The following is a 26389-nucleotide window of genomic DNA, read 5'->3' on the forward strand; positions in this document are numbered from 1 at the left end:
GATCAGGGAGTCGAGAATCCGGCGTCGTCGAACAACCTGATCGCCTCGTCAGACTTCAGGAACGACACGAATTCATCGGCGGCTTCCTGGTTCTCACTCGCTCCGACCGTCGCCGCCGGGTACTTGTTGATGACCTTGTCCGCGCCGTCGAGCGCGACCTGTTCGACGTCTCCGTTTCCACGGGCGGCATCGGTGACGTAGACGATGCCGGCGTCGGCCTGGCCGGCACTGACCTTGCCCAGAACATCAGTGACCGAGTTCTCCTCGCTGACGGGGTCGAGTGCGACATCATTCTGGTGCGCCCACTTCTCGGTGGCGGCGCCGCAGGGGACCTGGGGCGCGCAGACGACGAGGTCCTTGCCCGTGAAGTCCTTCGACGAGGCGATGTTCTCCGGGTTTCCCTTCGGCACGGCCAGGGTCAGCGTGTTCGAGGCGAAGATCTGCGGCGCCCCGGCCAGTAGGTCATCACTGTTGAGCGTGTTCATCGTCGACTCATCGGCGGTGGCGATCACGTCTGCGGGAGCCCCTTCCGAGATCTGTGCGACGAGATCGGAGGAGCCTGCGAAGGAGAACTTCACCTCGACGTCGGGCTCGGTTTTGTTGAACTCCTCGGCGACATCGTCGAAGACCTCGGTCAATGATGCGGCGGCGAAGACCGTCAGAGTTGTCTTCTCCCCCGGGTCCGAGCCCGAATCCGAGCCTGAGCCGGTCGAACAGGCGGTGAGTGTGAGCAGTGCGACGATGCACGCTGCAGATAGATGCTTCATCCGTCCATTAAACCCGCATTCGCGGATAAAACGCACATTCATCTCATCATCTACGACAACGAGGGTGAACTTGTCAGCCGGTTGCCGCAGTGTCGATGGAGACCATCGTGGCCTTCACCGAGGCGGTGGCAAGACTGCCCGGTTCGAGTTCGAGCTGTCTGCAGGCCTCTGCTGACATCAGAGACACGACGCGGAAAGGACCGCATTGGAGACTGACCTGCGCCATGACCCCGTCGATGACCACATCGGTGACAAGACCGGCGAACCGATTGCGGGCAGAACTCACGACACCGGTCGGATCATCGAGGGCCGCAGAACTCGACTGCGCCAGCGCCACGAGCTCGCGCCCCTCAACCACTGCCCGATTGGATCCGTCCTTGTGTTGGGTGAGTTTTCCTTCGCTGACCCACCGGCGGATGGTGTCATCACTGACCCCGAGGAACCGGGCCGCATCATTGATGCGCAGTTCCGTCATTCGAGTGCTCCCACCCATTCATCGTCTCCGTCGGAGAAGAACTGATGCTTCCAGATCGCGACCCGCGCCTTGACCTCGTCGATGAGCTCCGAGCACGCGGCGAAGGAATCATGACGATGTGGTGAGGCGACGACGGCGGCCAGGGCCACGTCTCCGATCTCGAGTGCACCGACACGATGGACCACGGACAGACGCACGACCGGGTGCTTCGACGCGATCTCAGCGGCCACCTCGGCGATCTGGGTCGTTGCCAGCGGATGGGATTCGTAGGACAGCCTGTGGACGCCCCGCCCGTCGTCGTGGTCTCGGATGACACCGGAGAAGCTGACCACAGCACCGCAGGTGTCGTTGAGGACATCGGGCTCGAGGGCGTCGGTGCTGATCGGGGTCTCGACGATGTCGGTGTGGATGACGCTCATGTGTCCCGGCTCCAGTCGCCGCTGCGTCCACCCGACTTCTCGGTGACCTTGATATCGCCGATGATCGCCTGATTGTCGACGGCCTTGATCATGTCGAAGATGGTCAGAGCGGCGATGGAGACAGCGGTCAGCGCCTCCATCTCGACACCGGTCTTCGACACGGTTTTGACGGCGCCATTGATGCGGACGGCGTCATCGAGGAGTTCGAAGTCGACGTCGATGCCGGTCAGCGGCAGAGGGTGGCACAGCGGGATGAGCTCGCTGGTGCGCTTGGCGCCCATGACTGCGGCGATCCGGGCCACAGGCAGAGCATCGCCCTTGGGCAGACCCGCCTCGGCGATCATATCGATGACCTCGTGTCGAGTGGTGATGAGTGCGGTGGCGACGGCGCGACGTTTGGTCACGTCCTTGTCTCCGACGTCGACCATATGGGCGGCGCCGGAATCGTCGATGTGCGTCAGTGTCATGTGATCTTCCACGTCTTCAGCCTATCGCCTGCGCCGGGCTCAGTCTCATCCGACTGCGCGCCGGAAGCTGCCGGTGGGATGAAGACAAGATGCGTGCTCTGGGCATAGTTGTGGAGCAGGTGGGAGCGGGATCCGCCCATGAGCTCGAGGCCCTCACCGGTCATCACGGCCCGGCGCACCTGCAGCTTTCCGCTCGGCGGGGCCTCGTCGAGTCCCCCGAGCAGACGGTGGTATTCGGTTTCGCGCGGGTCTTCGTCCACTTCGAGTCCCAACAGTGCGGGGCGGATGAACATCTCGAAGCTGATCAGGGCACTGACCGGGTTGCCGGGCAGCGCCACCCATGCGGTTCCGGCCAGTGTTCCGCATCCCTGCGGTCCTCCTGGCTGCATCGCGATGGGTTCGAAGACCATGGTCGAGGCTTCGTCGAGGTCGGCGGCGAGCTTGACGACCTCATGCGCACCCTTCGAGATCCCGCCGGTCGAGATGACGAGGTCGCTCTCGGATGCCTGCACAGCGTGAAGAAGTGCCTGCGGATCGTCGGGGACGGTGACGATGGTCGTGTCGACGCCCAGGCGGCGGAGACTGGCACCCAGGGTGATCGAGTTCGCGTCATGGATTCCGGCGGCGGCATCGGCGGTGATCTCATCCCCGGTGCTCACGATGAGCACCCGAGGCAGGTTCTGGACCTCGAGCGCGGTGATCCCGCACGCTGCTGCAACGCCGAGGTGAGCCGGCGTGAGCATCAGTCCGGCATTGAGCACTGCGGTTCCGGCGGCAACGTCGCTGCCTCGAGACCGCACGAAGTCACCCGGCTGAGGGCCTGTATCCGTGGCCGGCAGGGTGATGGTGATCTCCGAGGACTCGAAGTTCCCCGGCTGCGTATCCTCGATCTTGATCACCGTGTCGGTGCCCGCAGGCAGCGGTGCCCCAGTCATGATCTCGACCGCAGTTCCGGGCGCCACCTCTCCGCCGCGCGCTCCGGCCGCAACCCTGCCGCGTACCGGTATGGGGCCGTAGACTGTATGTGCGATGCCTTTGGCGTCTGCGTCGTGCCTCTGTGCCGCGTTGCGAAGCGTGGAGGCGGCTACGGCATATCCGTCCATGCTGGAGTTGTCGAAACCCGGAACATCGATCGGTGAGCTCACGGTAGTGCTCAGGCGCCGCGGTGAGTCGAGGAGTTCGCCGATCGGCCTTGTCTGCGTGTCGAGGAGTGGGCCGATCGTGTCGAGCACACGGCGACGATGCATCATGGCGGTAGTCATGGGACGATGATAGCGAAGATGTTGATCAAGGAGGATGGCAGAATGCGCAAGATCAGCCTGCCCACGCCCGTTCTGAGAACTCCGACAGTGGACCCGGGCGAGACGTTTACGGCCCATCAGGAGGATTCGCTCCTGGACACCTTCGGCCGACGTGCCCGCGATATGCGCATCTCGCTGACCGACTTCTGCAATCTGCGCTGCAGCTACTGCATGCCCGAGGAGGGTGTGGAGTTCATGTCTCGCGATGCGGCGATGACGGCCGAGGAGATCATCCGCTTCGTGCGCATCGGGGTCGAGAAGTTCGGCGTCGACCAGGTCCGGTTCACCGGTGGCGAACCGCTGACCCGCAAAGACATCACCGACATCATCGCCGGAGTCGCCGCACTCGAGCCCCGCCCCAATATCGCTCTGACCACGAATGCGATCGGTCTCGACAAGCGTGCCGCGAAGCTGCGGGACGCGGGCCTCGACCGTATCAATGTCTCGCTCGACACCGTCGATCCCGAGACGTTCGCGACGATCACTCGACGCCCGTTCCTGGGCAGGGTGCTCGACGGGATCAAGGGTGCCCAGGCTGCCGGCATGGATCCGGTGAAGATCAACGCCGTGCTGCTGCCTGGCGTCAACGACCATCAGGCTCCGCAGCTGCTGCGCTGGTGTCTCGAACGCGGACTCAAGCTGCGCTTCATCGAACAGATGCCTCTCGACGCCGGACATTCCTGGGAACGCGGCACAATGATCACGGCCGCCGACATCTTCGCCCTGCTCGAACCCGATTTCATCCTCACCCCCGACTCTGCGCCGCGAGGTGGTGCTCCAGCGGAGAAGTTCCTGGTTGCGAGCAGGGACGATCCGGAGACCGTCATCGGCGACGTCGGCATCATCGCCTCGGTGACCCGACCCTTCTGTGCCGATTGCACCCGCACCCGTCTGACTGCAGAGGGACGAGTGCGCACCTGCCTGTTCTCACACACGGAGGTGGATCTGCTCACCGCCATGCGGGGCGGTGCCGACGATGAAGCCATCGCGAACCTGTGGAAGGGCGCGCATTGGAAGAAGCTGGCCGGCCACGGCATGGATTCCGAGAGCTTCGAACAGCCCCAACGTCCCATGAGCGCCATCGGAGGATAAGTGCCCCAGATCAGAGTCCGCTTCTTCGCAGCCGCGCGAGAGGCCTTCGGAACCAAAGAATGCAGCGCCGAGGCTGCCACCATCGACGGGCTGATCGCGACCCTGACCAAGGATGCCGCCACCGAGGCGAGGACGGTCATCTCCCGCTCGAGCTTCCTGGTCAACGCGATCGCTGCCACGGATCCTCACGCGCCTCTGAGCGAGGGCGATACCGTCGACATCCTCCCGCCCTTCGCAGGCGGCTGAGTTCGTCAGTGCGGCAGTGACAGATACGCGAGATATCCCCCGGAGACAGAGCTGACCTCGCTGCCCTGCGCGCGCAGCTGTGCGCAGGCCCGGGCAGAGCGCACTCCCGAACGGCAGTAGAGAGCCACTTTACCGTTCCCCGCGATCAGTCCGGGATCGTCCACGAGGACGTCCATCGGTATGTGCCGAGCGCCTGGAACCATTCCTGCCGAGACCTCGTCTTCGTCTCTGATGTCGACGAGGTGAGTGCCGGGTGTGATCGACCCCCACGTCACGCTCGGATCATTTCCCGCCGGCGTCCCGGCGGTCGTCTCAGCACCGAGGCTGCCGAGTGCATCACCATAGTCGCCGAGGTGGCTGCCCAGCTCCGTGATCGACTCACGTTCAGGTATTCGTCCGACCGGGATGCTCTCCCAGCTGGCGTCGAGGCTGCTGTGGATGGAGACCGCGTTGTAGAGAGGTGTGCCGATGCCGGTGAGGACCTTGATCGTCTCCATCGCCATGGCCGCACCGATGCTTCCGCAGAGAGCTCCGAGGACACCGGCAGTGGCGCAGTCGGGTACTGATCCGGGGGCTGGGACGACCGGGTAGAGGTCGCGCAGCGTTGCCCCCCGCCTCGTGTCGAAGACGGCGACCTGCCCGTCGAAGCCGAGGATCGTGCCCCAGACGAGGGGCTTCTTCAGGATCTCACAGGCGTCGTTGGCTAAGTACCTGGTCGCGAAGTTGTCGCTGCCGTCGATGACGATATCGGCTGCACCGATGAGTTCGAGGGCGTTGTCCGGTGTCAGCAGCACGGGGTGGGTGATGATGTCGAGGGTCGAGTTCAGCTCGCCCATTCGGGCTTTGGCGGAATCGACCTTCCGGTGGCCCACGCGCGCCTCGGAATGGATGAATTGGCGGTGCAGGTTGCTCAGTTCCACCGTGTCGGGGTCGATGATGCTGATGCGTCCGACCCCGGCCGCTGCCAGGTACGTCAGGACCGGTGCCCCGAGCCCACCGGCGCCGATGACGAGCACATGAGATGCGAGGAGCGCGGACTGGGCCTGCGGACCGAACCCGTTGAGGCGGATCTGACGGGCATAGCGTTTCGTATCCGCAGGGGTGAGTGCATGTGCTGACATGTGCCTCAGTCTAGTTGGCTTCAGCAGTCGAGGACCGCGATGATGTCCCCGGTCCGAATCGTCCCTGGGGCTCGAGGTGCACGGATGATGACGTCGGCGGCGGCGAAGTCGCGCAATCGTGACCGGTCCAGGGCTTCGACATCTCCGGCTGTGGTGAATCTGCCAGGCAGCAGGCTGACGGCCTTGTTATGTCCGATGATGTCGGGACCGGCGTAGACGGCCTTCTTCCACCGCGATCCGAGGAGACGCGCCTCGAGCAGAGAGCGTGCGAAGAGGTGGAAGGACAGGAAGGCTCCGGTCGGTGTGCCCGGGAAATGCAGCAGTGGGACATCACCGCAGCGTCCGTACCCCTGGGGCCCACCCGGTCGCAGTGCCAGACGCAGGAACGACGAGTGGTCGCCGCTGAGTGCCTGTCTGACGACTTCGAAGGCACCGGCACTGATGCCGCCGGTGGTGATGATGAGGTCGACTCGGCCTGAGAGCTCGTCGATGATCTGGAGGAAGGCATCGGGATCGTCACCGCAGCTGCGTTCGACGGGGATGGCTCCGGCGGCCGTGATCGCTGAGCTGAGCATGGGCAGGTTCGAGTTGTGGATGAATGGCTGCACCGACGTGGTGAGACCGGTGCGCAGCTCATCCCCGGTGACGATGAGACCGATGGTGAGAGGGCGAAGGACACTGACGGTCTCGCGTCCCATCATGGCCAGTGTGCCCACACCTGCGGAGCTGATCGTCTCGCCGGATCGGATGACGGCGTCTCCGACCTGGGTGTCCTCCCCTACCCTTCTGATGTTCCACCCGGCGTGCAGCCTCGTGGGCCACGACGGGACACGGATGTGCTCGGGAGCTGGCCCTGTGGCCTCGGCATCGGTGAGTTCGACGGGAACGACCGCTACAGCGCTGGAGGGCACCTGCGCTCCGGTCATCACCCGCACTGCGGTGCCTGGTGCGATGTCCACCGGCACGGCACCGGCGGGGATGTCACCGCTGAGGGCCACCTCGGCGCCGGCCCGGGAACTGTCCAGTGCCGACTCATCGAATGCGAAGCCGTCCATCGCCGAGGTGGCGAACGCTGGGATGGGCGCGTCGGCGATCACGTCAGCGGCAGCGGTTCTGTCGATCGCCGACGCTGTGGGAATCGTCTCCACGGTGTGCGGCGGGGCCGATGAGATGATCAGTCGGCAGTATTCCTCGGGTTCCACGGGTGTCCTTTCGCCTGTGTCAGATACTACGAGGAGTTGCCGGTTCCAGCGCTCGTGTTCGGACTGTGGTGATTTAGAGTGTCAAGCGTGGACACACAAACGCGATTCGAACCTGATTCCAAACGATTCGATCTCATTTCCTGGCCGGGGCTGGCCGCAGTCCTGTTGGCGCTGTCCGCCTTCGTCCTGTTCGGTCTCGGAACCACGTTTCCTGAGCTGAGGGCCTTCGGCTACGCGCCGATGGTGGCATCCCTCATCGTCGCATGGATGGCCGACCGAGAGTTCGCACGCGACCTCAGCGTCATCGCCGGCTGTCTGGGACTGATCTCCTCAATCTCGGTGGCAGCCGATATCTCTTGGTCCAACATCGCTCGGATGGGAGTCGTGCTGTCCGCCGTGGTGATCGGGCCCTGGCTGATCACCCGATACGGGTTCAAGGACCGGACCATCGTCTTCCCTCTGCGTCGGGGGCAGAAGTGGTCGCGCCTGGAATGGGCTTGGCTGGCCTTCGTCATCGTCGTCGCCTGGCTTGTCCTCCCTCAGTACTTCATGCGCACCGGGGTCTATCTCAACTGGCCGCCGGTGACTCAGTGGGATGAGATCGTGCGACTCTTCTTCGGCGTCAACGCTGTCGGCATCTGGGATGAGCTGTTCTTCATCTGCACGGTCTTCGCCTTGCTGCGCAAGCACTTCGCTTTCTGGACTGCGAACGTGTTCACCACCATCATCTTCGTGTCGTTCCTGTGGGAGTTGGGCTATCGATCGATCGGCCCGGTGCTGACGATCCCGTTCGCACTGGTTCAGGCCTATATCTTCACTCGAACGAAGTCGCTGCCCTATACCGTGACGGTCCATCTCCTCTTCGACGCGCTCGTCTTCCTCACGATCGTCCACGCACATCATCCCGAGGCGCTGCCCATCTTCATCGGGGTGTAGTCGGCCGCAGTTGTCATCCAGCGGCGCCAGGCTTCTCCCGCGCACATGACGAAACGCCCTGGATCACGAGGTGTGAGCCAGGGCGTCTCATCGAGTCAGAGCATGCTCGCACGGGAAGCGTCCCCTGTGCGCGCACCCCGTATCAGCGGATTCCGCGCAGTGCCTTGAGCATCGGCTTGGTCAGGGTTAGTGCCAGCAACCCCAGAATGATCGATGCTGCGCCGATCGAAGTCCAATACGGCGTCTGGTTGTCGGCCGAGTAGTAGCCGCCGAGGACACCCGACAGTGCGGTTCCCACGCCAGAGGCGAGGAAGAACACGGCGATCATCTGTGACTGGAACACTTTCGGTGCGACCTTCGAGGAGAAGGACAGACCGATCGGTGAGATGAGGAGTTCGGCGAAGACGAAGAGCAGCAAGATGAAGGCCACCCACAGCAGCGGAGTCTCATGCTCGCCGGCATTCGCATACGGCAGGAACAGCAGGAACGCGATGCCGATGAGGATGAGCGAGAGCCCTGCCTTGACCGGGGTCGAGATCTGGCGTGTGCCCAGCTTGAACCAGATGGCCGAGAAGACCGGAGCGAAGGCGATGACGAAGATCGGCGGGATGAGCTGAAGCCAGTTGATCGGCATCTCCCAGCCGAAGATCTCACGGTTCATCTGCGAGTCGGAATAGGCAGTGAGCGTCCCGAAGATCTGCTGGTACAGGGACCAGAAGACCACACAGGTGATGAAGAAGGGAATGAATGCCAGCACGCGTGAGCGCTCATCGGCATTCGTCTGCGGGCTCACGCCCATGACGATGAAGTAGCAGGCCGCTGCTCCTGCCGAGATTCCGGCGATCCACCAGTCCAGATTGTCCGGATTGACGATTCCTGATATCCACAGGATGACGATGAGGATGACTGCGACGACGATGGCCGCCACGAAGAGATAGAGCTTCGAGGTCGGCAGCGGGTTGACCGCGCCGCGCGATTCGTCCGGCAGGTTCTTCCGCCCTGTCGCATAGATGATCAATCCCAGAGCCATACCGACTGCTGCGGCACCGAAGCCGAAATGGAAGCCGATCTCCTTCTGCAGGAGCCCGGTGATCAGCGGTCCCAGGAGGGCCCCGATGTTGACGCCCATGTAGAACAGAGTGAACCCGGCATCCCTGCGCGGGTCCTTCTCCGTATAGAGCTCACCGACGAGGGCCGAGGCGTTGGCTTTGAGGCCACCGGAGCCGAGAGCGACGAGGATGAGACCGGCGGCGACTCCGCCGAAGCCGGGAATGAGCGCCAGGCAGATGTGGCCGACCATGATGATGATCGCCGAGTAGAAGAGGATCTTCTCCGCGCCGAGGATCCGGTCCGCGACCCATGCGCCGAGGATCGTCGCCAAGAACACGGCGCCGCCGTAGGCGCCGACGATTCCGATGGCTGTCGGCTGAGGCATGCCCAGGCCACCCTCGGACACCTGGAAGTACAGGTAGATGGCGAGGATGCCGTTCATGCCGTAGTAGGAGAACCGTTCCCACAGTTCGAGGCTGAAGAGCTGCATGAGCGGAAGCGGGTGCCCGAAGAATCGGGTGTCGTTCCGCGCGGCCTCAGTAGTTGAGGTGCTTGATGACATATTGTGCTTTCCGTTGTGGCGTGCAAACGCGCACTGCGGTGCGCGATTCACTGTGAACAAGCGGCAATGCTACTCCCCGTTATTGCTCAGGTCACACGATCTCAATGCTGGGACTACGCGTCCCAGAAAGCGGAAACTACGAGTGAACCAGGTCTCTTTTTCGGGCCTCTTTGCCGACGAGCAGGTTGAGCAGGCCGGCGACGAGGACGAGTGCGGAAGCCGCCATCGGGACAGCCATTGCGGCCGAGGTTCCGGCCTCCTCGGCGAGGATTCCGTTGACTGCCGATGCCACCGACTGGCCGACGATGATCGCGGAACCAGCCATGGACATCACGGTCGCCGAGCGTCCGAGCGGACTGCGTTCGGCAGCGAGGCTGAACAGGGTCACCAAGGTCGGCCCGACCGCGCAGCCCATGAGCAGGAGGGCGATGACCACGATGACCATCGACGTCGACGACGCCATGATCACGGCTCCGATGAGCATCAGGGGTGCGAAGGACAGCAGCCGGGCCCACAGAGCATAGCGTGGGGAGAACACCGCGACGGTGATGGCCAGAATGGCAGAGCCGATGCCCATGATTCCGTAGATGAGGCCGGCTTCCTCGGGGCGTCCGAGGTCGTTCGTCAGTGAGGTCAGCGCCGTCAGCGTCGACCCGAAGACGAGCCCGATGCCGAAGACGCCGAGGACGACGACGAAGACGCCGAAGGTGAACAGCTCCTTGGCCGGAGCCTGGACTCGTGGCTGTGCTGAGGTGCTCACAACTGCCCTGCCCGTGGGGTGGAGGGCGAAAGAGGACACGAAGACCAGCGTCATGATGACCGCGCCGATGATCGGCGCGACCGGGTGGAAGGTCGTGGCGAGGAGGCCGACGATGAAGGGGCCGAAGACGAAGACGAACTCATCGGCTGCCGACTCGTAGGCCATTGTGCCGTTGAGAGTCTTCTGCTGTCTGGGGCCGTTGAGCTTGGACATGATGATCTCAACGAGGCGAGAGCGTGACATCGGGGCGACCTGCGGGGCTGTAGCGCCGATGGCAAAGGCGGCGATGAGCACCACGGAATCAGGCAGGGGGCTGAAGACGACCCAGGCCATGAAGATCAGGGCGACGCTGTTGAGCAAGCCGATGGTCAGCAGGACGCGGCGTTGTCCCCAACGGTCGGCGGCGGCGCCGATGAAGGAGCCGAAGATCGCCGTTCCCAGGCCGACCATGGCGGAGTTGATTCCGCCGAGGCTCAGCGAGTCGCGGCCGGCGACGACGAGGGTGAGGACACCGATGACCACCATGGCATAGGGCAATCTGGCCACGAAGGCGATCGGGAAGTAGGTGCGGCCCACGATGCTCCGCAGCGTCGGTGCTGCGATCTGATCGGGACGGGTGCGGGTTTCGTTGCTGGGCATATCAATCCAGTTTCTCCCCCATCACTGCGACGGGGATCGGTGCCGCCGTGGTGACCTGGATCAAAATCACTCGGTAGATGCACTCTGCTGTCTGTGTCGGCGCCAGTGGGCGCTTCTTCCAGGCTACCGGGATCGGAGCCTGCAGACGAGGGTGATCGTGAACTCAAGCGTTTGAGCTTGCTCACCTTCGCTCTCTGGCACAGACCTCATTCCCATCCGCGACTCAGTAAGAATGCAGACGAGAATGGGAAGATATCTGCATGAACTTCCTCTCTCGAGTAGTCGTCAACGCATGTGCGATCTGGGTTGCGGCTTGGATACTGCCTGGCGTTGCCATCGCAGGAAACCGAGTCGTGGAAGACCAGACCGGACCGATCGCCGCCACGATCATCTCCTACCTCGTCGTCGGGTTGATCTTCGGTTTGGCGAACGCGTTCATCAAACCGATCCTCAGCTTCGTGTCTGCACCGATCACGTGTCTGACCCTGGGACTGTTCTCGATCGTCATCAATGCGATCATGCTGGCGCTGACCAGTTGGCTCAGCGGCTTCACCCCGTTCCAGTTCACCATCGACACTTTCTTCCCTTCGGCCATCCTCGCCGCGATCATCATCTCCATCGTCTCCGCCCTTCTGGGCTGGTTGGTCCCGGAGAAGAGCTCCGCCCGCGACTGATCGGTTACCACCGTGACTCGGGCGTCAGCCGCACCCGGAATCTTCTCTACTGCGTGTAGACTTAATTTCAGTGTGTCAGTCTGCACCCCAATGACCGTCGGAGGAGAACATGTCCAACATCGCCACCACGAAGAGAACTCGGAACTCAGCCACGTTGCCTGACGTCATCGTCTTCATCTTCTCGTTTGCCCTCTTCGTGTTCGGTCTCTACCTCTTCGGTGCCGGATTCTACGGCGCCCCGGGGACCGAGTTCTGGCTCTTCTGGGCCGGCCTGCTCGCCTCCTGCCTCGCGTTCATCGTCCCCATGGTCTATCACTGGATCGTCGACCGTAAGGGCTGAGACCCTGGCATGAACGAAGGAGGGCCGATGCGTTGATTCGCATCGGCCCTCTTTCGCTGTTCAGTCCCTGATTCAGTCCCTGCCGCGACAGAATCCCATGATCGCCGAGGCGGCTGCCTCGGGACGTTCATAGTGCACCAAGTGCCCCACACCGGAGAGTTCGACGAACTGTGCACTCGCCAACTCCGATACGAATTCGCGAGTCGCCGGGATCGGGGCGATGGCGTCCTTGTCTCCGGCAATGACGAGCGTGGGCATCCTCAGGTCGCCGGCCACCTCGGTGACGGTGTGGGCGACCGAGACCTCGAAGGCCGCTGCCAGTGAATCCCGATCGCTGAAGGTGGAGAAATGCCGAGCATGCTGGTCGTGGATATAGCGTCGCAGCCCGCGGTCACTGGTCGTGGCCATGACCTCACTCATCGCCCGCACGATGACCGGATTGGCCAGCAGCTGGTGACCGATCGTCTCCGGCAGCCGGGCTCCGAGGTTGTAGTAGAGACGGGTCAGAGCCGTCAGCACTTTGGCGGAGCCTTCGAGCGCCGGTGTCGTGATCGGGTTGATGAGGATGAGCTCACCGACAGTGCCCGGTCGACGCGCAGCCATATGCGCGACCAGAATCGACCCGAAGGAGTGGCCGAGAACGATCGGCGCGGCCTGCCAACGCGAAGTCACCTCTGCGATGAGTCCGACGAGATGATCGCAGTAGCTGTCTAGGCTCAGACCTGCCGACAGCGGAGGCGTGAGGCCGAATCCGGGAAGATCGCTGACGATGACATCGCGATCACGGATTGCCCCTGCCATGAGGTCCATTCCGTGGTGGTCGCCGCGGAATCCGTGGACCATGAGCACAGGACGCGCAGTCGATCCCGAGGAGTGCACCCACACGGCGGTTGGGTGACCGTCGACGGTGAAGTCGGTGCGCGCTGGAGCAGAGAGGCTCACTTCGTCGAGGCGGTGCTGATTGCGCGCCGGGGCACAACGACGACAGGTACCGGCAGCACACGCAGCAGTCGCCTGGCACGAGCACCGATGAACACGCGACCGCCTCGGCCGAGTCTGCTCGAACCGATGAATGCGATCTCGCCGGGTTGGAAGTCCACGTTCGCGGCAGCGTCCTCGATGTCGGCTCCGGCCTGAGACTTGACGACGGCTCGGCCCGACTCGAACATCTCGGCCGCGCGGCCGGCCAGCACCGCTCCCCCGTACTCCTCGGCGAATTCCTGAATCTCCACGGTATCGTCATCGCCGAGCCCGTCGTTCTCGATCAGAGACAGCAGTCGCAGGTCGACGTCGAGGGCAGCGGCTGACTGCACGGCGGCGCCGATCAGCGCTGCCGCTCCGGGGCGGGCGCCGAAGAGTGTGGTGATTCGGGAGACGGGACCGATGTCCGAGTTGCCTGCCGGAGCCAGCACCACCGGGACCACTGAGGAATGGAGCAACGAGGTCGCGACCGTCCCGATGCGGAATGAGCGCATCAGCGTCGTGGCTCGAGCACCGATGACGATACCGAGCGCGCCTTCGGTCTCGGCGACCTCCATCAGACCTTTGGACTCATTGGACGAGGTGTGGATGACACCTCGGGCCGTGACATCATCGGGCACCAGGGCCAGTGCCTCGTCGAGCCAGTCCTCGAGCTGCTGCGAGACGATCCCGGTGCCGTCCTGCGGAATCGAATTGCCTGCGGTGAAGGTCGATGACTCCGGACGCACGATCGTCACAATGAGTTCGATCCCAGCAGAACGTGCCAGTGAGATGGCCAGAGCGATGGCGTCGCGTCCACGGTCGGTGGCGATGTATCCGACGACCAGTCGTCGAGGGGTGGCAGCAGGCTGTGACATGATCTTCTCCCAGTGAGTCGCGAGTCTGAGAAGATTCTACGTCGGCAGCTGGGCATTCTTCGACCTCACATTCCGAGCCCGATGGAAAGGCGCTCCACGGGACAGTGCGGATCGATGACCGGTCCGAATAGGCCACGATTCTCCTTAGCCGCAATAAAGTTCAGAAAGAATGAACAAAACCTACACACAGTTCTTCATCTGTGATAAATTCGACAGTGCAATTACGGATTCGCTCAAACCCCAGAATTGCAATAATCCATCTTGAGCACTGACGCCGCTCAAACGAGATCCACGACCAAGAAGGGAGCGCAGAACTATGCTGAAAATTATCGCATTTCCGAAGCCCCAGCACCGCTGGCTCGGGAACACTGCCTGCTTGATTGGCGGACAAGGGCTCGTCGGCTGAACTCCAGCCGCATCTTACGTCTTTCTCCACCGGTCATCTGAACGCCGGTACTTTCTCTGCCGCAGGATCATCCAGGCCATACCGCTGTGTCGCCACCGTTGGCGCTCACACGGTGCATTCACGCCTGAAGTGACCTCGGCCAGGACGCCGTTGTTCACCAGGTGCGTTCATTCATGAACACCATCGACCTTCGGGGCCTTGAACCACTCATCCAATTGAGCCTGCCTGTGGGCTGCTGCCGTCAATTCATCTGATCCTCACCGAGGCTCAGATCATGGCGGACATCGATCCGTGAATTCATCTCCCAGAAGTCGCTTTCATTCGAGTCTTCGGGCCTTTCTTCAGCTCATTGTCCTCGAACATTAACACTAACCCTCATTTGGGCATTACCCCTGCCCGAAAACATTAAGGAATCGTTTTGTCCACGGTATTCACATTCACCTATCCGCGGCGTGTGGCACTGAACGCCGGGCTCAAGTTGATCCAATGGGCCCGCCGCCCGGCTGCCGCCGCAAAGAACCACAATGAGGTCACTCGTCGAGACCGTCGTCAGGCGCAGCTTCGCAGACTCGCTCGAGATGAGCGCGTGAAGGAGCAGCGCGAACGCGAAGTCGCGAAGTACCTCTACTACGTTCGGCCCATGATCTGATGTCCGATAGCCGGGACCGGGAGATCGCCTGGTCCCGGCCATCATCAGATCCCCTGCCCCGGCCGCCATCAGACTCCCTGTCCCAGTCACCCGCAGATTCCGCGTGCCAGCCACCTCTTGACCACATGAGTGTGGTCAGCGTCACTCTCCGCCGATTTGTCGTCCCGCGTGCACCTGAGTAATATTGATCGAGCAAGCGGGGGTATGGCGCAGTTGGTAGCGCGTCTCCATGGCATGGAGAAGGTCAGGGGTTCGAATCCCCTTACCTCCACCGCACGAAGGACCTGGTCTCATCACAATGAGGCCGGGTCCTTCTTTGTGTGCGAGGCTCGAGTGAGTGGGAGGCTGCCGTCAGTGACCAGCCTCGAGGTTGAGCAGGGTTCGCTTCTTCTCTTCACCCCAGGCATAACCGGTCAGTGCCCCATCCGCTCCGATCACACGGTGGCAGGGAACGATGATGCTGATCGGGTTCCGCCCGTTGGCGGCTCCCACTGCACGTGCCGCTGTCGGTCTGCTGATCCACGCAGCGAGTTCCCCGTATCCGGCGGTGGCTCCGTAGGGAATCGTTGTCAGCGCCTGCCAGACTTCGCGTTGGAATTCGGTGCCCTTCGGGGCCAATGGAATGTCGAAGGCGACGCGGGAGCCCGCGAAGTACTCGGCCAGCTGCTCCCCCGTCGCCGCGAACACCGTGAGTCCGTCGTCGAGGACCGGCTCGGCATCGCCTGGCATTGCCAGTCGTTCCAGGATCTGATCGAAATCATCCAGGTAGAGTCCGGTCAGGTGATCGCCGTCGGAGGTGAGAAGAATCCTCCCCAACGCCGAGTCGATGATCGAGTATCGCACTGCGTTCGCCGTGGGCTGGGTCAGTGTCATCGTCATTGTGTTCTCCGTTCCTGATTCGCTGTGCTTGTTCATAGTTGTGGCTGCGAGTGATGGGCCCACAGCAGATGGGTGACGTAGGACCTCCAGGGTCGTGCGCGGTCTGTCTTCTGGGTCCAACCGGTCATGTCCGTGCCTGAACCGTTGAGCTCCTCCATAGCCTTCCTGACTCCGAGGTCCGAACTGAGAAGGACATCGGGGTCTCCCAGAGCACGCATCCGAATGTAGCCAAGACTCCACGGACCGATTCCAGGGATGGCGAGCAGGCTGTCGTTGACCTCCGTCCGATCGCATCCCGGACCCAGATCGATCGAGCCGTCTGCCAGGTGTGAGCTCAGCGTTCTCAGGGTGCTGATCCTGCGGCTGGGCAGCGACCAATGCTCGTCGGGGATCTCCGCGATTGCGGTTGCGGTGGGAAAGACCCGGTCGACGGTGCCGACTCTCAGCTCATCAGGCAGCACCTGACCATAGGTGGTCACCAGGCGATTCAGGTGAGTCTGCGCGGCGCTGACGGAGATCTGCTGCCCCAGGACCGCTCGAATTGCGAGTTCGACGGGGTCGCCTGTTCCTGGGGAGCGGATGCCCGGATACCTGTCGATGAGCGCGGACAGGCCCGCCTCGGTCAGTGTCGCTCGCACAGCGATGGGGTCCGCGTCGAGGTCGAGGATTCGCCTGGCCCTGGCGGCCGCGCTTCCCAGGTCGCGGGTATCGGCTAAACGGAGGTGGCATTCGATGTAGTCTCCGGCACCCGGTGTCAGGGTCAGAACAGCAGGTCCGTGAGCCAAGCGCAGTGAACGGGTGTAGCGATCACCGGTGACGTCCTCGATTCCGGGAATCGCACGCACACCCAGATACCTGAACAGGTGAGCATGGTCGAATGGCGGCCGGTAGGCGAGGCGGACAGTGATGTCCTGTCCGGTGTGCGCTTCCCCGGCGCTGGTGCGCAGATCCCTCGGAGTCGACGAATAGACGGCGCGGAAGGTGTCGTTGAATTGTCGAATGCTCGAGAATCCGGCTGCGAAGGCGATCTCGCTCATCGACAAGGTCGTCGATTCGACCAGCGTGCGAGCAGTCCTGACGCGTTCGGTGCGGGCGATGGCAAGCGGCCCGACGCCGATCTCGGACTGCAGCACTCGTCCCAGCTGCCGTGGACTGTATCCCAACGCCGAGGCGAGGCCGGAGATCCCCTCCCGATCGACGAGGCCATCTTGGATGAGTCTCATGGCTCGGGCGGTGACATCGGCTCGAATGTCCCACTCAGGCGAATTCGGGCTGGCATCGGGTCGGCACCGTTTGCAGGCCCGGAATCCGGCCTCCGCCGCTGCCGCTGCGGTCTGGTAGAAGCCGACGTTCCTGCGCAGCGGAGTTCTCGCCGGACAGGACGGACGGCAGAAGATGCCCGTTGAATGAACCGCGGTGAAGAACATTCCGTCGAAGCGCCTGTCGCGCCCGGCCACTGCCTGGTAGCACTGATCTGTCGTGAGCATGTGACCATTCTGCTCGCAGAAGAAGGACAATACTAGCGGTTTTCGGACACAGCGGTGTCCGGGAGGATTCGCGGGACCAGACGGACCAGAAGGAGCATGAAGACAAGCTCGACCATCGTCTGCGCAACGACGGTCGATGGACCGATGCCGTCTGCGGTGATGGCGCGCACGATCGGGAGCATGACCAGCGAATTGCGGGTGACAGCGGTGAAGACGAGGGCTCTGCCCTGGCCCACGCTCAGAGGCAGCACCCGAGCCAGGATCGCGCCGAGGCAGGTCATGAGGACCGCGAACACGACGAATGTCGCTATGGCACCGCCAAGTTCCCACAGATGCGAAGCGATCAGGGGCACCTGCGCCGCGGCGATCACAGCCAGGGTGAGCATCATCAGCGGCACCATCGACCCCGAGACACTCTGGACGCAGCGATCCACGACCGTCGACCTCCGAGACAGGAGACGCACGAGGACTGAGGCGCCCAGCGGCAGGAGGATGAAGATGACGAGAGCGGCGATGAAAGGCCCAGGCGCGATCAGTCCCACGCCGGTGGTGCCGAGAATGATCCACAGGTAGACCGGCAGGAGGATGATCTGGACGAGCATGAGCGCCGGCGTCAGTGCCAGCAGACTTACGTGGTCGCCGCCGGCCAATCGGGTGAAGACGAGGACGTAGTCGATGCAGGGGGTGAGGAGAACGATGAGCACAGGCAGGATGAAGGGCTCAGCAGGAGGCATCATGACATAGATGCCGGCGACGACGAACGGGACGAGAACGAAGTTGACGAGGGCAGCTGCGCCCAGGAACTTCATGTCGGTGAAGGAATCACGGACGGCATCGAACGGGATATCGAGGAATGTCACGAACAGGAGCGCGATGAGGCATGGCGTGATCGCAGCGGCGGCGATCGATGATGCCACCGGCAGTCCCAGCCCGATGAGGGCACCTGCGACTATGGCGATGAGGTACCAGAGAACCTGATGTCTGGTCAGTGATGCGAACACGCGAGGGCAGTCAGCCGTTCTCGGGCCAGTAGTAGCTGTCAGGCAGTGCCCTTCTGCCGAAGATGGCCTGGCCTACCCGAACGCAGTTCGCTCCTTCTTCGATGGCCACTTCGTAGTCCCCGGACATGCCCATTGAGAGTTTCCCGGCACCGATCAGCTCGGGGTCGGTCTCCTGCGCCTGGTCCCGCAGCGTCCGCAGACCCTGGAAGCAGGTGCGGACACGATCGAGGTCGGAGGAGAACACTGCGAGAGTCATCAGGCCCTGTACGTTCAGGTTCGGGAACTGCGGCAGTTCTCGCAGGAAGTTCAGCAGTTCGTCCCGCGGCATCCCGAACTTCGACTCTTCTGCCGAGGTGTTGACCTGAACGTAGACGTCCAAGCTGCGACCCGCCGCTTCGAGACGTCGGTCGAGAGCAGCTGCGACCTTCAGCCGGTCCAGAGCCTGGAATTCGGAGGCGAACTTCGCGACGTCACGTGCTTTGTTCGACTGCAGATGACCGATCACGGCCCAGTCGATGTCCAGGTCAGACATCTCGGCCGACTTCCGGAAGGCCTCCTGCACCTTGTTCTCGCCGAGCTTGTGGCAGCCGGCGGCAACGGCTTCCCGGATCCGCTCCTGAGGAACTGTCTTGCTCACTGGGAGCAATTCGATCTCAGAGGAGTCGCGGCCGGCCCGTGCAGCCGCGGATTCGATGCGCCGATTCACCTCGGCGAGGTTGATCCGGAAGTCCTCAGCCGTCGTCGCAGTCGAATACTGTCCGTTGTGGCTGAGTCCCTCGTTCACGGTCTGATCCTCGTCCATATCCTCATGGTACCCAGACCGTCTCAGGCGACGATCCGCGCTCGCCCGGCCGGGACACGGTCGGTGGACTTCAGAGCATCCTCCCATGCAGCGGCGAGGCGGGGGCCGACCTCATCCAATTGCGTCTCGGAGACGGTGTACGGCAGACGGACCCAGCGGTCCAGGCCTCCGGCGGGGGCGAAATTGGGCCCGGAGACCAAACCGAGTCCGTGTCGTCTCGCGGCGACGGCAAGGGCACCCGAACGGTCCTCGGGCAGGCGGCACCACAACGCCATGCCACCGCTGGGCACGATCACCTGCCACGTAGGAAGATGAGCGCGCACCTGCGCGGCGAGGTTGTCCCTGGCCGCACGCAGCTTGTCGCGGTATGCGCCGACGATCGTGTCATGGTCACGCATGAGTTCGACGGCGACAAGCTGTTCAAGCACAGGCGCGCCGAGGTCGAGACTCAGACGCGTGGACGCCATCGCCTCGATGCGGTGGGCCGGAATTCGCAGCCACCCGACGCGCAGTCCGCCCCAGTAGATCTTGCTGGTGCTTCCTGCTGTGATCGAGTCGGGCACGAAGGCCGCCATCGGCGTGGGTGTCGGACCTCCATCGAGCACCAGCTCGACCAAGGACTCGTCGAAGATCGGCACCATGGAGTTGCGCCGGAGCATGGATCCGAGTTCGGGGCGCTGCTCTTCGGGCAGAAGTGCCCCGGTGGGGTTGTGGAAGTCGGGGATCAGGTAGGCCGATCGCACACGGGTCTGGCGTGCGATGTGGTCCATGGCCTCGATGTCCCAATGGTGTCCGGCCGGGCCCACTTCGAGCGGATAGGGAATCAGGGAGGCACCGGCACCTTCCAGGGTCGCGATCGCATTCGGGTAGGTCGGACTCTCGATGAGCACCCGGCCTCGACCCTCGTTGAGTGCGCGCACGGCGATGGCCACGGCACCGAAGGCTCCCGAGGTGATGAGGATCTGATCCGGATCGGTGCGGACACCGCGAGCCGTGTAGCTCTCGGCGATGAGCTCCCTGAGAACGGGAAGGCCCGAAGGATAGTAGCCGGTACCGGGCAGATAGGCGTGGATCTGCGTGACCGCGCGTTCATAGGCTCCCAACAGCGATGGCGGCGCCACCGAGGCGGTGCAGGTGAGGTCGATCTCCGCCTCATCGGCTCCGGCCGGGGTCAGGAGATGATCGATGCGACCGCCCGGGACTTCCGGCATCTGGACCACGCTTCCGGAGCCGCGCCGGGTGAGGACGAACCCCTGTTCGCGCAGCTTGGCAAAGGCGCGGGTGGTCGTCGTCCGAGACAGGCCGGTCGCGGCTGCGACCTCACGCTCACTGGGCAGCCTGGCCCCGACCGGGATGCGGCCGTCGCCGATGGCGCGCGAGATCCCTGCCGTCAGCGAATCATAGGCTGGTCCGGGCCACGGCCCAGTGCCGATGATGCCTGCCAACCTGGGTCCGCTCATCACTGCCGTGCTCATGGCAACCTCGCTGTGTCGATGGCTCGTCCACCCGACCGATGGCGATATGACCACTTTCTTCCAATTGGCTCTTTTTTACAAGGCCAGTTCGAGACAAGATGGTCATATCAGTCAGAACGAACCGGAAAGACCTACGATGTCATCGACACCTGTGCCGAAGCGCGAACTCGCGAATATCGGTCCGATCCAGCAGCTCAAGAGCGGCCGACTCCCCCGTCGACTGCCGCAGCTGCTCTTCGGCCTCTACCTCTACGGCGCATCGATGGCCATGATCGTGACATCCGGGCTGGGCATGATGCCCTGGGACGTTCTGCATTCGGGCATCATCAAGCACCTGCCGCTGACATTCGGCACCATCGTCACGATCACTTCCTTCCTCGTCCTCCTCATCTGGATTCCGCTCAAGCAGCAGCCAGGACTCGGGACGGTGCTCAACGCCCTCCTCATCGGCCCCTCTCTCGACCTGACGCGGCTCTTCCTGCCCCAACCTGAGGAGCTGTGGTGGAATATCGCACTCCTCGTCGGTGGCATCATCCTCAACGGCGTCGCCTCGGCGATGTACATCGGCTCGCAGTTCGGTCCCGGCCCCCGTGACGGTCTGATGACGGGCCTGTCGCGGGTCACAGGCAAGTCGATCCGACTGGTGCGCACCCTCATCGAGGTCAGTGTGGTCATCGTCGGCTGGCTGCTCGGCGGCGTCTTCGGCATCGGCACCGCGCTCTATGCTGTGGGCATCGGACCGATCACGCAGTTCCTCCTGCCCACATTCACCGTCGAGCTCAGGCCGCGGCCCCGCCCTCACGCCAAGGGCTGAGCACGGCTTCACGCCTAGTGTTGACCAGCCTCAGAGCGTCGAATCACTCCATCGTGTCAAGAATGTCGACGAGATCCTCAAAGGTCGTGAGCGGATTGACGATCGCGAACCTGGCATTGGGCCGCCCCTGGTGCGAGCTGGGTACGACGAAGGCCCGCTGATCTTCCAGCAGTCGGTCCGACCACCGCTGATAGTCCTCACGGGACCAGTCGGCACGTTCGAAGACGACGACCGAGAGTTCGGGCTCGCGGACGAGTTTGAGATTCGGACGCTTCTTGATCTCTGTGCCGATCTGCATCGCCAGCTCGATCGAATGGCCGATGGCTTCGCGATAGGTCTCGGCACCGTAGCTGGCCAGGGAATACCACAACGGCAGGCCCCGAGGCCTCCGGGTCAGCTGGATGGCGTAGTCCGAAGGACTCCACTCCTCAGCGTCGGTGAGGGTATCGAGATATTCGGCGCGCTGGGTGTGCGCTCGCCGCCCCAGCGTCGGGTCGCGGTAGATGAGCGCGCAGGCGTCGAACGGGGCGAAGAGCCACTTGTGCGGATCGACGATGACCGAATCGGCGGATTCGACTCCGGCGAACTTGTGCCGCGCCAGGGGTGAGAGCATCGCAGCCAGCCCATAGGCCCCGTCGATGTGGAGCCAGAAGTCGTAGTCATCCTTGAGCGCCGCAATTCCGGCGATATCGTCGATGGTGCCGAAGTTCGTCGTCCCCGAGGTCGCGACCACAGCGATGACGGCATCACCATGTTCTTCAAGCGCGGCCCTGACGCCGTCGGGACGCAGAATGCCGTCGTCACCGGTCGGTACGGGCGCCACATCGACGTCCATCACGGCTGCTGCCGAGGCGACCGAGGAGTGCGCTTCGGCGCTGCACACGATGACCCAGCGCCCCGGCTTCTCTTCGCCGAGCGCGGCCTTGCGCGCATCACGCGCGGCGACGAGAGCTGACAGGTTGCCGATCGTGCCTCCCTGGACGAAGACGCCGCCGGCGCTCGTCGGCAGCCCGAACTCTCCAGCCAGCCAGGATAGGACCTCGTTCTCGGCATGGACGACGCCTGCCCCCTCGAGCCACGAGCCTCCGTAGAGCGCGCTGGCGGAGACCACGAGGTCGAACGCCACGGCCGCCTTCGTCGGCGCGCTCGGAATGAAGGACAGGTATTTCGGGTGGTCAGTTGTGATGCAGGCGGGAGCGAAGATGTGCTCGAAGATCGCCAGCGCGCGAGATGACCCGACACCATCCTCGGTGATGGTCGGTCCGGCCAGTCGTCTGAGTTCGGTCTCGGTCGTCGGATGGTCAAGTGGAGTGTCGACGGCCAAGGTGCGCCGACGCGAGTAGTCGAGGACGAGGTTGACGAGGTTTCGGGTCTCGTCGGATACGACGTGCATGCGTGAATGGAGATTGTCGTTCATGGGCCCCTCCGATGTGGGAACAGTGTCATCAGGTGATCGGTTCATCCCTTCGAGAATATCCGCTCCCCTCTGATCCCGGCGGCCTCCAGGCCGCGAGCATGGCAACCGATGCGAACAATGCCAGTCGCAAGTATTGATGTATCACCAGTATTACTTGCGATCTGCGCATAGGGAAGATAGATTGGCGGCCATGACGGATCGCAACGCAGCCGGTGTCAACGGCGCCGGTGTCAGCAGAGCCGGTGTCACAGCCCAACGGGCCAGAGAGGCACTGCGCACCAGCGATCTGTCCCAACGACATGTGGCCGCGAGCATTGGAATCGATGAGACGAAGCTGTCGAAGTCTCTGTCGGGCCGACGCAGATTCGGCACCGAAGAGCTCCTCGCTCTGGCCACCGCTACCGGAGTGACGGTCAGGTGGCTGCTCGGCGACGAATCGCAGGTGTCCGCGACTCCTCTGCGGTTCCAATCAGGAACTGACCGGAGTCCTGGGCCATCCCTGGACTCTTCGCCGCGCAGGCTCATCGTCGAGACGGCATGGGATCTGTTCGCCCGCCATGGCTATGAAACGGTGCGGATCGCAGACATCGCAGACGCCGCTGGGATCTCGAATGCGAGCATTCACTATTACTTCGATGGGAAGTCCGACCTCTTCGACGCAACACTCGACTATTCGGTCAAGCTCGCCTTCGACCGTCAGATCGCCTGGCTCGACGAGATTCCCAACCCCCACCGCCGGCTCGAACGTCTGCTCGAACTCCAGTCGCCCATCGGCCGCACCTCACGCAGCGAGTGGTCGATCTGGCTCCAGACCTGGGCTCGGCTCGGTCTCGAAGACGCCCATACCTCTGACTACCCGGCTCACTACGAACGCTGGTCGCACACCGTGCGCTCCACCATCGAAGCCGGTCAGTCCGCTGGGCTCTTCCGCCCCGGCGACAGTGAGGCCATGGCCGATGAGCTGACCTCGCTGCTCGACGGCCTCGGGGTCAAGGTCCTCACCGGAATCATGGACGTGGCAACCTTCCGCCGTCGACTCTCCAGTTACTTCAAACGCGCAATCGTCAACACCAACCCTGATGAGGAGTCATCATGAATCGCAAGGTCATACTCACCTGTGCCGTCACCGGCGCCGGCGACACAGCGAACAAGAGCGAGCACGTGCCCGTCACACCGCAGGAGATCGCCGATGATGCGATCGCGGCCGCTCGTGCCGGCGCGTCCGTCGTGCACATCCACGTCCGCGACCTCGACACCAAGCAGGGTTCCAGGGAGGTCGCCCACTACCGCGAGGTCGTGCGCATAATACGTGCCTCCGACGTCGACCCCGTCATCAACCTCACCGCAGGAATGGGTGGAGATCTCGTCGTCGATCCCCAGGATCCGACCACTCACATGCCGGGCACGGATCTCGTCAATGCCCTTGAACGCCTTCCCCACGTCGAAGAGCTGCTGCCCGAGATCTGCACCCTCGACTGCGGTTCCCTGAACTTCGGCGACAGATCGAACATCTATGTGTCCACCCCTGACATGCTGCGTGAGGGCTCGAAGAAGATTCAGACGCTGGGCGTTCGCCCCGAGCTCGAGATCTTCGACACCGGAAACCTGTGGTTCGCCAATGTGCTCGTCGAAGAGGGCCTCATCGATCCTCCGCCGCTCTACCAGCTGTGCATGGGAGTCCCCTACGGAGCACCGGTCGATGCCGGGCTCCTGACGGCGATGGTGAACATGCTGCCGCCCGGAGCGCAGTTCACCTCCTTCGCGATCGGTCGCAATCAGCTGCCATGGGTTGCCCAGTCAGTTCTCGCGGGAGGCCATGCCCGGGTCGGGCTTGAAGACAACCTGTACTTGGCAAAAGGGGTCAAGGCCACCAACGCCTCGCTGACCGAACGCGCTGTCGACATCATCGAGGATCTCGGCGCGGAGGTTGCCACACCCGACGAGGCCCGCAACATCCTCGACCTGCGGGTGCAGGCACCGATCGTGACGGGACTCGACCTGTGAGCGCGGCTGTGACTGCCCCCTCCTATCCTGACCTCGCATCCATCACCACGGTCACCTGCATCGGAGCCGGCACCATAGGCGGCGGCTGGGCCGCCTACTTCCTGGCTCAGGGCTACACGGTCAGAGTCTGGGACCCAGCACCGGATGCGGCCGAGAAGCTCACCCGCCTCATCGATGCAGCCTGGCCCGCACTGGCCGAACTCGACATGGTCGCAGGCGCAGACCGTCATGCCTGGACGGTGCACACTGACCTCGCCGAGGCTGTGTCAGGGACCGGTTTCGTTCAGGAGTCGGCTCCGGAGGACCTCGAACTCAAACGCAGCCTCCTAGCCAGCATCGATGCCGTCTGTGACGAACACGTCGTCATCGGCTCGTCCACCTCCGGCTACAGCATGACCGAGATGGCGGTCAACGCCAGGCATCCCGAACGCCTCGTCGTCGGGCATCCGTTCAACCCGCCCTATCTCATCCCACTCGTCGAGGTCGTCGGCGGAGAGTCCACTGCCGTTGCGGCCATCGACTGGGCGGCCGAGTTCTACACCCGGATCGGGAAATCCGTGATCAGAATGGACCACGAGGTTCCCGGGTTCATCGCCAATCGGCTCCAAGAGGCGCAATGGCGAGAGGCTCTGCACATGATCGACCATGGCGAGGCCACGGTGGATCAGATCGACCGGTCGATCACCGATGGTCCCGGCCTGCGCTGGCCGTTCCAAGGACCGATGCTCACCTTCCATCTGGCCGGCGGTGAGGGCGGAATGGCACATATGCTCGACCACTTCGGTCCTTCGCTGAAATCACCCTGGACCCGTTTGGATGCTCCGGAGCTGTCACAGAAGCTGCGCGATGATGTCGTGGCCGGCTGTGAAGTGGCCAGTGGTGACAAGACGATTCCTGATCTCATCGCCACGCGGGACGCAGGCATCATCGCCCTGCGCAGGCTCACGGCCGACCTCGAAGCCACAGATGGAACGCAGCGGCGGACAACCTCGGCGGAAGCCTCCGAAGCGGAAGGGGTGTCCACCGAGACTGAACTGAGCGGTCAACCAGAACCACGGAGTCAATCGCAGCCGATCGAACTCGGGACCTATCGGACCCAGGTGATTTCAGACTGGATTGACTACAACGGCCACATGTCCGAAGCCTTCTACGTTCTGATCTTCGGTTACGCCACGGATCAGGTGATGGACCAGATCGGGCTCGGCCAGGAACATCGTGAGGCACATTCCACCTCGCTCTACACAGTAGAGTCCCACATCCGCTACCTCGACGAGGTCGGGCTCGGCGCACAGGTAGAGATCATACCCACCCTTGTCTCCGCTGGGTCGAAGAAGATGCATCTGGCCTACGAGATGAGAGCCGCTGGGCAGCTCATCGCGACCGAGGAGCTCATTGCTGTGCACGTGGACCAGAATTCGGGCGCGGCCGCACCGTTCCCCAGGGACGTGTCGGAACGCCTCAGGAGGATCGGGTTTGCATCTCCCGACTGGGTGGGACGGAAACTGGGATGAGACCGAGACAGGCTGAGTCATCAGGCTGTCAGGAATCGAGAAGTCACGCATGTGC

The 26389-nt window shown here is 63.1% G+C and carries 27 protein-coding genes and 1 tRNA gene; 11 read left to right on the plus strand and 17 right to left on the minus strand.

The genetic code is table 11. From position 1 onward, the window contains the following. Window positions 1-2 precede the first annotated feature (2 nt). From modA to HU144_RS13285, 5 genes are all read right to left on the minus strand, one after another. Entirely contained in the window at window positions 3-767 is a 765-nt protein-coding gene (modA, locus tag HU144_RS13265; protein ID WP_235351705.1) for a molybdate ABC transporter substrate-binding protein, read from the minus strand. Window positions 768-840: 73 nt separating this feature from the next. After that, window positions 841-1242: a TOBE domain-containing protein gene (locus tag HU144_RS13270; protein ID WP_235347064.1), complete on the minus strand. Its 402-nt coding sequence runs from the start codon at window positions 1240-1242 to the stop codon at window positions 841-843. Next, window positions 1239-1661 (minus strand): molybdenum cofactor biosynthesis protein MoaE, encoded by a 423-nt coding sequence (locus tag HU144_RS13275; RefSeq protein ID WP_198395595.1) that lies wholly within the window; start codon window positions 1659-1661, stop codon window positions 1239-1241. The genes HU144_RS13270 and HU144_RS13275 overlap by 4 nt, the downstream gene beginning before the upstream one ends. Further along, complete coding sequence (moaC, locus tag HU144_RS13280; protein WP_235351706.1) at window positions 1658-2128, minus strand: cyclic pyranopterin monophosphate synthase MoaC; 471 nt, start codon at window positions 2126-2128, stop codon at window positions 1658-1660. Before moaC ends, HU144_RS13275 begins: the two co-directional genes overlap by 4 nt. After that, window positions 2125-3390: a molybdopterin molybdotransferase MoeA gene (locus HU144_RS13285; protein ID WP_235351707.1), complete on the minus strand. Its 1266-nt coding sequence runs from the start codon at window positions 3388-3390 to the stop codon at window positions 2125-2127. Before HU144_RS13285 ends, moaC begins: the two co-directional genes overlap by 4 nt. Window positions 3391-3432: 42 nt before the next feature. Here HU144_RS13285 and moaA point away from each other — a divergent pair, with 42 nt between their 5' ends. Beyond that, window positions 3433-4521, plus strand: a complete 1089-nt coding sequence (gene moaA, locus HU144_RS13290; protein WP_235351708.1) for a GTP 3',8-cyclase MoaA — start codon at window positions 3433-3435, stop codon at window positions 4519-4521. Next, complete coding sequence (locus tag HU144_RS13295; protein WP_235351709.1) at window positions 4522-4767, plus strand: MoaD/ThiS family protein; 246 nt, start codon at window positions 4522-4524, stop codon at window positions 4765-4767. A 5-nt stretch (window positions 4768-4772) separates the two neighbouring features. Here HU144_RS13295 and HU144_RS13300 read toward each other — a convergent pair whose 3' ends face one another. Together HU144_RS13300 and HU144_RS19455 are read right to left on the minus strand one after the other, a co-directional pair. Beyond that, window positions 4773-5888: a ThiF family adenylyltransferase gene (locus HU144_RS13300; RefSeq protein ID WP_235351710.1), complete on the minus strand. Its 1116-nt coding sequence runs from the start codon at window positions 5886-5888 to the stop codon at window positions 4773-4775. A 20-nt stretch (window positions 5889-5908) separates the two neighbouring features. Further along, on the minus strand, window positions 5909-7090 hold the full coding sequence (locus HU144_RS19455) for a molybdopterin molybdotransferase MoeA (protein WP_235351711.1): 1182 nt from the start codon (window positions 7088-7090) through the stop codon (window positions 5909-5911). A gap of 78 nt (window positions 7091-7168) precedes the next feature. On the opposite strand from HU144_RS19455, the gene HU144_RS13310 reads away from it, so the two are divergent. Beyond that, on the plus strand, window positions 7169-8026 hold the full coding sequence (locus tag HU144_RS13310; protein ID WP_235351712.1) for a CPBP family intramembrane glutamic endopeptidase: 858 nt from the start codon (window positions 7169-7171) through the stop codon (window positions 8024-8026). Between the two features lie 142 nt (window positions 8027-8168). Here the strand turns inward: HU144_RS13310 and HU144_RS13315 are convergent, their stop codons facing one another. Next, window positions 8169-9638: a peptide MFS transporter gene (locus HU144_RS13315; RefSeq protein ID WP_235351713.1), complete on the minus strand. Its 1470-nt coding sequence runs from the start codon at window positions 9636-9638 to the stop codon at window positions 8169-8171. Window positions 9639-9774: 136 nt separating this feature from the next. Beyond that, a complete protein-coding gene (locus tag HU144_RS13320; RefSeq protein WP_235351715.1) occupies window positions 9775-11037 on the minus strand; it encodes an MFS transporter in 1263 nt (420 codons plus the stop codon). A 260-nt stretch (window positions 11038-11297) separates the two neighbouring features. Here HU144_RS13320 and HU144_RS13325 point away from each other — a divergent pair, with 260 nt between their 5' ends. Beyond that, complete coding sequence (locus HU144_RS13325) at window positions 11298-11711, plus strand: phage holin family protein (protein ID WP_204233690.1); 414 nt, start codon at window positions 11298-11300, stop codon at window positions 11709-11711. 109 nt (window positions 11712-11820) lie between these two features. Then, window positions 11821-12051 (plus strand): hypothetical protein, encoded by a 231-nt coding sequence (locus HU144_RS13330; protein WP_235351716.1) that lies wholly within the window; start codon window positions 11821-11823, stop codon window positions 12049-12051. 72 nt (window positions 12052-12123) lie between these two features. Here the strand turns inward: HU144_RS13330 and HU144_RS13335 are convergent, their stop codons facing one another. After that, the gene (locus tag HU144_RS13335; RefSeq protein ID WP_235351717.1) at window positions 12124-12993 is read right to left on the minus strand and encodes an alpha/beta fold hydrolase; all 870 of its coding nucleotides are present in this window, start codon (window positions 12991-12993) and stop codon (window positions 12124-12126) included. Next, window positions 12990-13889 (minus strand): universal stress protein, encoded by a 900-nt coding sequence (locus HU144_RS13340; protein ID WP_235351718.1) that lies wholly within the window; start codon window positions 13887-13889, stop codon window positions 12990-12992. The genes HU144_RS13335 and HU144_RS13340 overlap by 4 nt, the downstream gene beginning before the upstream one ends. 824 nt (window positions 13890-14713) lie before the next feature. Between HU144_RS13340 and HU144_RS13345 the strand changes: the two genes are divergently transcribed. Both HU144_RS13345 and HU144_RS13350 read left to right on the plus strand, forming a co-directional pair. Further along, window positions 14714-14944: a hypothetical protein gene (locus HU144_RS13345; RefSeq protein WP_235351719.1), complete on the plus strand. Its 231-nt coding sequence runs from the start codon at window positions 14714-14716 to the stop codon at window positions 14942-14944. A gap of 198 nt (window positions 14945-15142) precedes the next feature. Then, window positions 15143-15215 (plus strand) — tRNA-Ala (locus HU144_RS13350). An 80-nt stretch (window positions 15216-15295) separates the two neighbouring features. Here the strand turns inward: HU144_RS13350 and HU144_RS13355 are convergent. From HU144_RS13355 to yczR, 5 genes are read right to left on the minus strand one after another with little or no spacing between them, the layout of a single operon-like run. Next, entirely contained in the window at window positions 15296-15823 is a 528-nt protein-coding gene (locus HU144_RS13355; RefSeq protein WP_328284295.1) for a methylated-DNA--[protein]-cysteine S-methyltransferase, read from the minus strand. A gap of 32 nt (window positions 15824-15855) precedes the next feature. Beyond that, window positions 15856-17310: a DNA-3-methyladenine glycosylase 2 family protein gene (locus HU144_RS13360; protein ID WP_235351720.1), complete on the minus strand. Its 1455-nt coding sequence runs from the start codon at window positions 17308-17310 to the stop codon at window positions 15856-15858. A 32-nt stretch (window positions 17311-17342) separates the two neighbouring features. Further along, on the minus strand, window positions 17343-18311 hold the full coding sequence (locus HU144_RS13365; RefSeq protein ID WP_235351721.1) for an arsenic resistance protein: 969 nt from the start codon (window positions 18309-18311) through the stop codon (window positions 17343-17345). Between the two features lie 10 nt (window positions 18312-18321). Beyond that, window positions 18322-19113: a YggS family pyridoxal phosphate-dependent enzyme gene (locus tag HU144_RS13370; RefSeq protein WP_235351722.1), complete on the minus strand. Its 792-nt coding sequence runs from the start codon at window positions 19111-19113 to the stop codon at window positions 18322-18324. A gap of 23 nt (window positions 19114-19136) precedes the next feature. Next, entirely contained in the window at window positions 19137-20588 is a 1452-nt protein-coding gene (gene yczR / locus HU144_RS13375; protein WP_235351723.1) for a MocR-like transcription factor YczR, read from the minus strand. Between the two features lie 136 nt (window positions 20589-20724). Between yczR and yczE the strand changes: the two genes are divergently transcribed. Further along, window positions 20725-21402 carry a membrane protein YczE gene (yczE, locus tag HU144_RS13380; RefSeq protein ID WP_235351724.1) on the plus strand — a complete coding sequence of 226 codons (678 nt, stop codon included), beginning with the start codon at window positions 20725-20727 and terminating at the stop codon, window positions 21400-21402. Between the two features lie 43 nt (window positions 21403-21445). Here yczE and HU144_RS13385 read toward each other — a convergent pair whose 3' ends face one another. Next, window positions 21446-22819: a pyridoxal phosphate-dependent decarboxylase family protein gene (locus tag HU144_RS13385; RefSeq protein ID WP_235351725.1), complete on the minus strand. Its 1374-nt coding sequence runs from the start codon at window positions 22817-22819 to the stop codon at window positions 21446-21448. Between the two features lie 190 nt (window positions 22820-23009). On the opposite strand from HU144_RS13385, the gene HU144_RS13390 reads away from it, so the two are divergent. The 3 genes from HU144_RS13390 to HU144_RS19460 are packed head-to-tail and all read left to right on the plus strand — an operon-like array spanning window position 23010 to window position 26334. Then, on the plus strand, window positions 23010-23915 hold the full coding sequence (locus HU144_RS13390) for a TetR family transcriptional regulator C-terminal domain-containing protein (protein ID WP_235351727.1): 906 nt from the start codon (window positions 23010-23012) through the stop codon (window positions 23913-23915). Further along, window positions 23912-24823, plus strand: coding sequence for a 3-keto-5-aminohexanoate cleavage protein (locus HU144_RS13395; RefSeq protein WP_235351728.1), 912 nt, complete (start codon window positions 23912-23914; stop codon window positions 24821-24823). Before HU144_RS13390 ends, HU144_RS13395 begins: the two co-directional genes overlap by 4 nt. Then, window positions 24820-26334: a 3-hydroxyacyl-CoA dehydrogenase NAD-binding domain-containing protein gene (locus HU144_RS19460; RefSeq protein WP_235351729.1), complete on the plus strand. Its 1515-nt coding sequence runs from the start codon at window positions 24820-24822 to the stop codon at window positions 26332-26334. The genes HU144_RS13395 and HU144_RS19460 overlap by 4 nt, the downstream gene beginning before the upstream one ends. Window positions 26335-26389: the final 55 nt, after the last annotated feature.

The organism is Brevibacterium sp. UCMA 11752, from assembly GCF_021532235.1.
Classification (GTDB): domain Bacteria; phylum Actinomycetota; class Actinomycetes; order Actinomycetales; family Brevibacteriaceae; genus Brevibacterium; species Brevibacterium antiquum.

What these genes read in the sequence shown, in the direction of transcription:
- modA (WP_235351705.1), bottom strand. Translation starts at nt 767, where the DNA reads ATGAAGCATCTATCTGCAGCGTGCATCGTCGCACTGCTCACACTCACC.
- HU144_RS13270 (WP_235347064.1), bottom strand. Translation starts at nt 1,242, where the DNA reads ATGACGGAACTGCGCATCAATGATGCGGCCCGGTTCCTCGGGGTCAGT.
- HU144_RS13275 (WP_198395595.1), bottom strand. Translation starts at nt 1,661, where the DNA reads ATGAGCGTCATCCACACCGACATCGTCGAGACCCCGATCAGCACCGAC.
- moaC (WP_235351706.1), bottom strand. Translation starts at nt 2,128, where the DNA reads ATGACACTGACGCACATCGACGATTCCGGCGCCGCCCATATGGTCGAC.
- HU144_RS13285 (WP_235351707.1), bottom strand. Translation starts at nt 3,390, where the DNA reads ATGACTACCGCCATGATGCATCGTCGCCGTGTGCTCGACACGATCGGC.
- moaA (WP_235351708.1), top strand. Translation starts at nt 3,433, where the DNA reads ATGCGCAAGATCAGCCTGCCCACGCCCGTTCTGAGAACTCCGACAGTG.
- HU144_RS13300 (WP_235351710.1), bottom strand. Translation starts at nt 5,888, where the DNA reads ATGTCAGCACATGCACTCACCCCTGCGGATACGAAACGCTATGCCCGT.
- HU144_RS13315 (WP_235351713.1), bottom strand. Translation starts at nt 9,638, where the DNA reads ATGTCATCAAGCACCTCAACTACTGAGGCCGCGCGGAACGACACCCGA.
- HU144_RS13320 (WP_235351715.1), bottom strand. Translation starts at nt 11,037, where the DNA reads ATGCCCAGCAACGAAACCCGCACCCGTCCCGATCAGATCGCAGCACCG.
- HU144_RS13325 (WP_204233690.1), top strand. Translation starts at nt 11,298, where the DNA reads ATGAACTTCCTCTCTCGAGTAGTCGTCAACGCATGTGCGATCTGGGTT.
- HU144_RS13330 (WP_235351716.1), top strand. Translation starts at nt 11,821, where the DNA reads ATGTCCAACATCGCCACCACGAAGAGAACTCGGAACTCAGCCACGTTG.
- HU144_RS13340 (WP_235351718.1), bottom strand. Translation starts at nt 13,889, where the DNA reads ATGTCACAGCCTGCTGCCACCCCTCGACGACTGGTCGTCGGATACATC.
- HU144_RS13355 (WP_328284295.1), bottom strand. Translation starts at nt 15,823, where the DNA reads ATGACGATGACACTGACCCAGCCCACGGCGAACGCAGTGCGATACTCG.
- HU144_RS13360 (WP_235351720.1), bottom strand. Translation starts at nt 17,310, where the DNA reads ATGCTCACGACAGATCAGTGCTACCAGGCAGTGGCCGGGCGCGACAGG.
- HU144_RS13370 (WP_235351722.1), bottom strand. Translation starts at nt 19,113, where the DNA reads ATGGACGAGGATCAGACCGTGAACGAGGGACTCAGCCACAACGGACAG.
- yczR (WP_235351723.1), bottom strand. Translation starts at nt 20,588, where the DNA reads ATGAGCACGGCAGTGATGAGCGGACCCAGGTTGGCAGGCATCATCGGC.
- yczE (WP_235351724.1), top strand. Translation starts at nt 20,725, where the DNA reads ATGTCATCGACACCTGTGCCGAAGCGCGAACTCGCGAATATCGGTCCG.
- HU144_RS13385 (WP_235351725.1), bottom strand. Translation starts at nt 22,819, where the DNA reads ATGAACGACAATCTCCATTCACGCATGCACGTCGTATCCGACGAGACC.
- HU144_RS13390 (WP_235351727.1), top strand. Translation starts at nt 23,010, where the DNA reads ATGACGGATCGCAACGCAGCCGGTGTCAACGGCGCCGGTGTCAGCAGA.
- HU144_RS13395 (WP_235351728.1), top strand. Translation starts at nt 23,912, where the DNA reads ATGAATCGCAAGGTCATACTCACCTGTGCCGTCACCGGCGCCGGCGAC.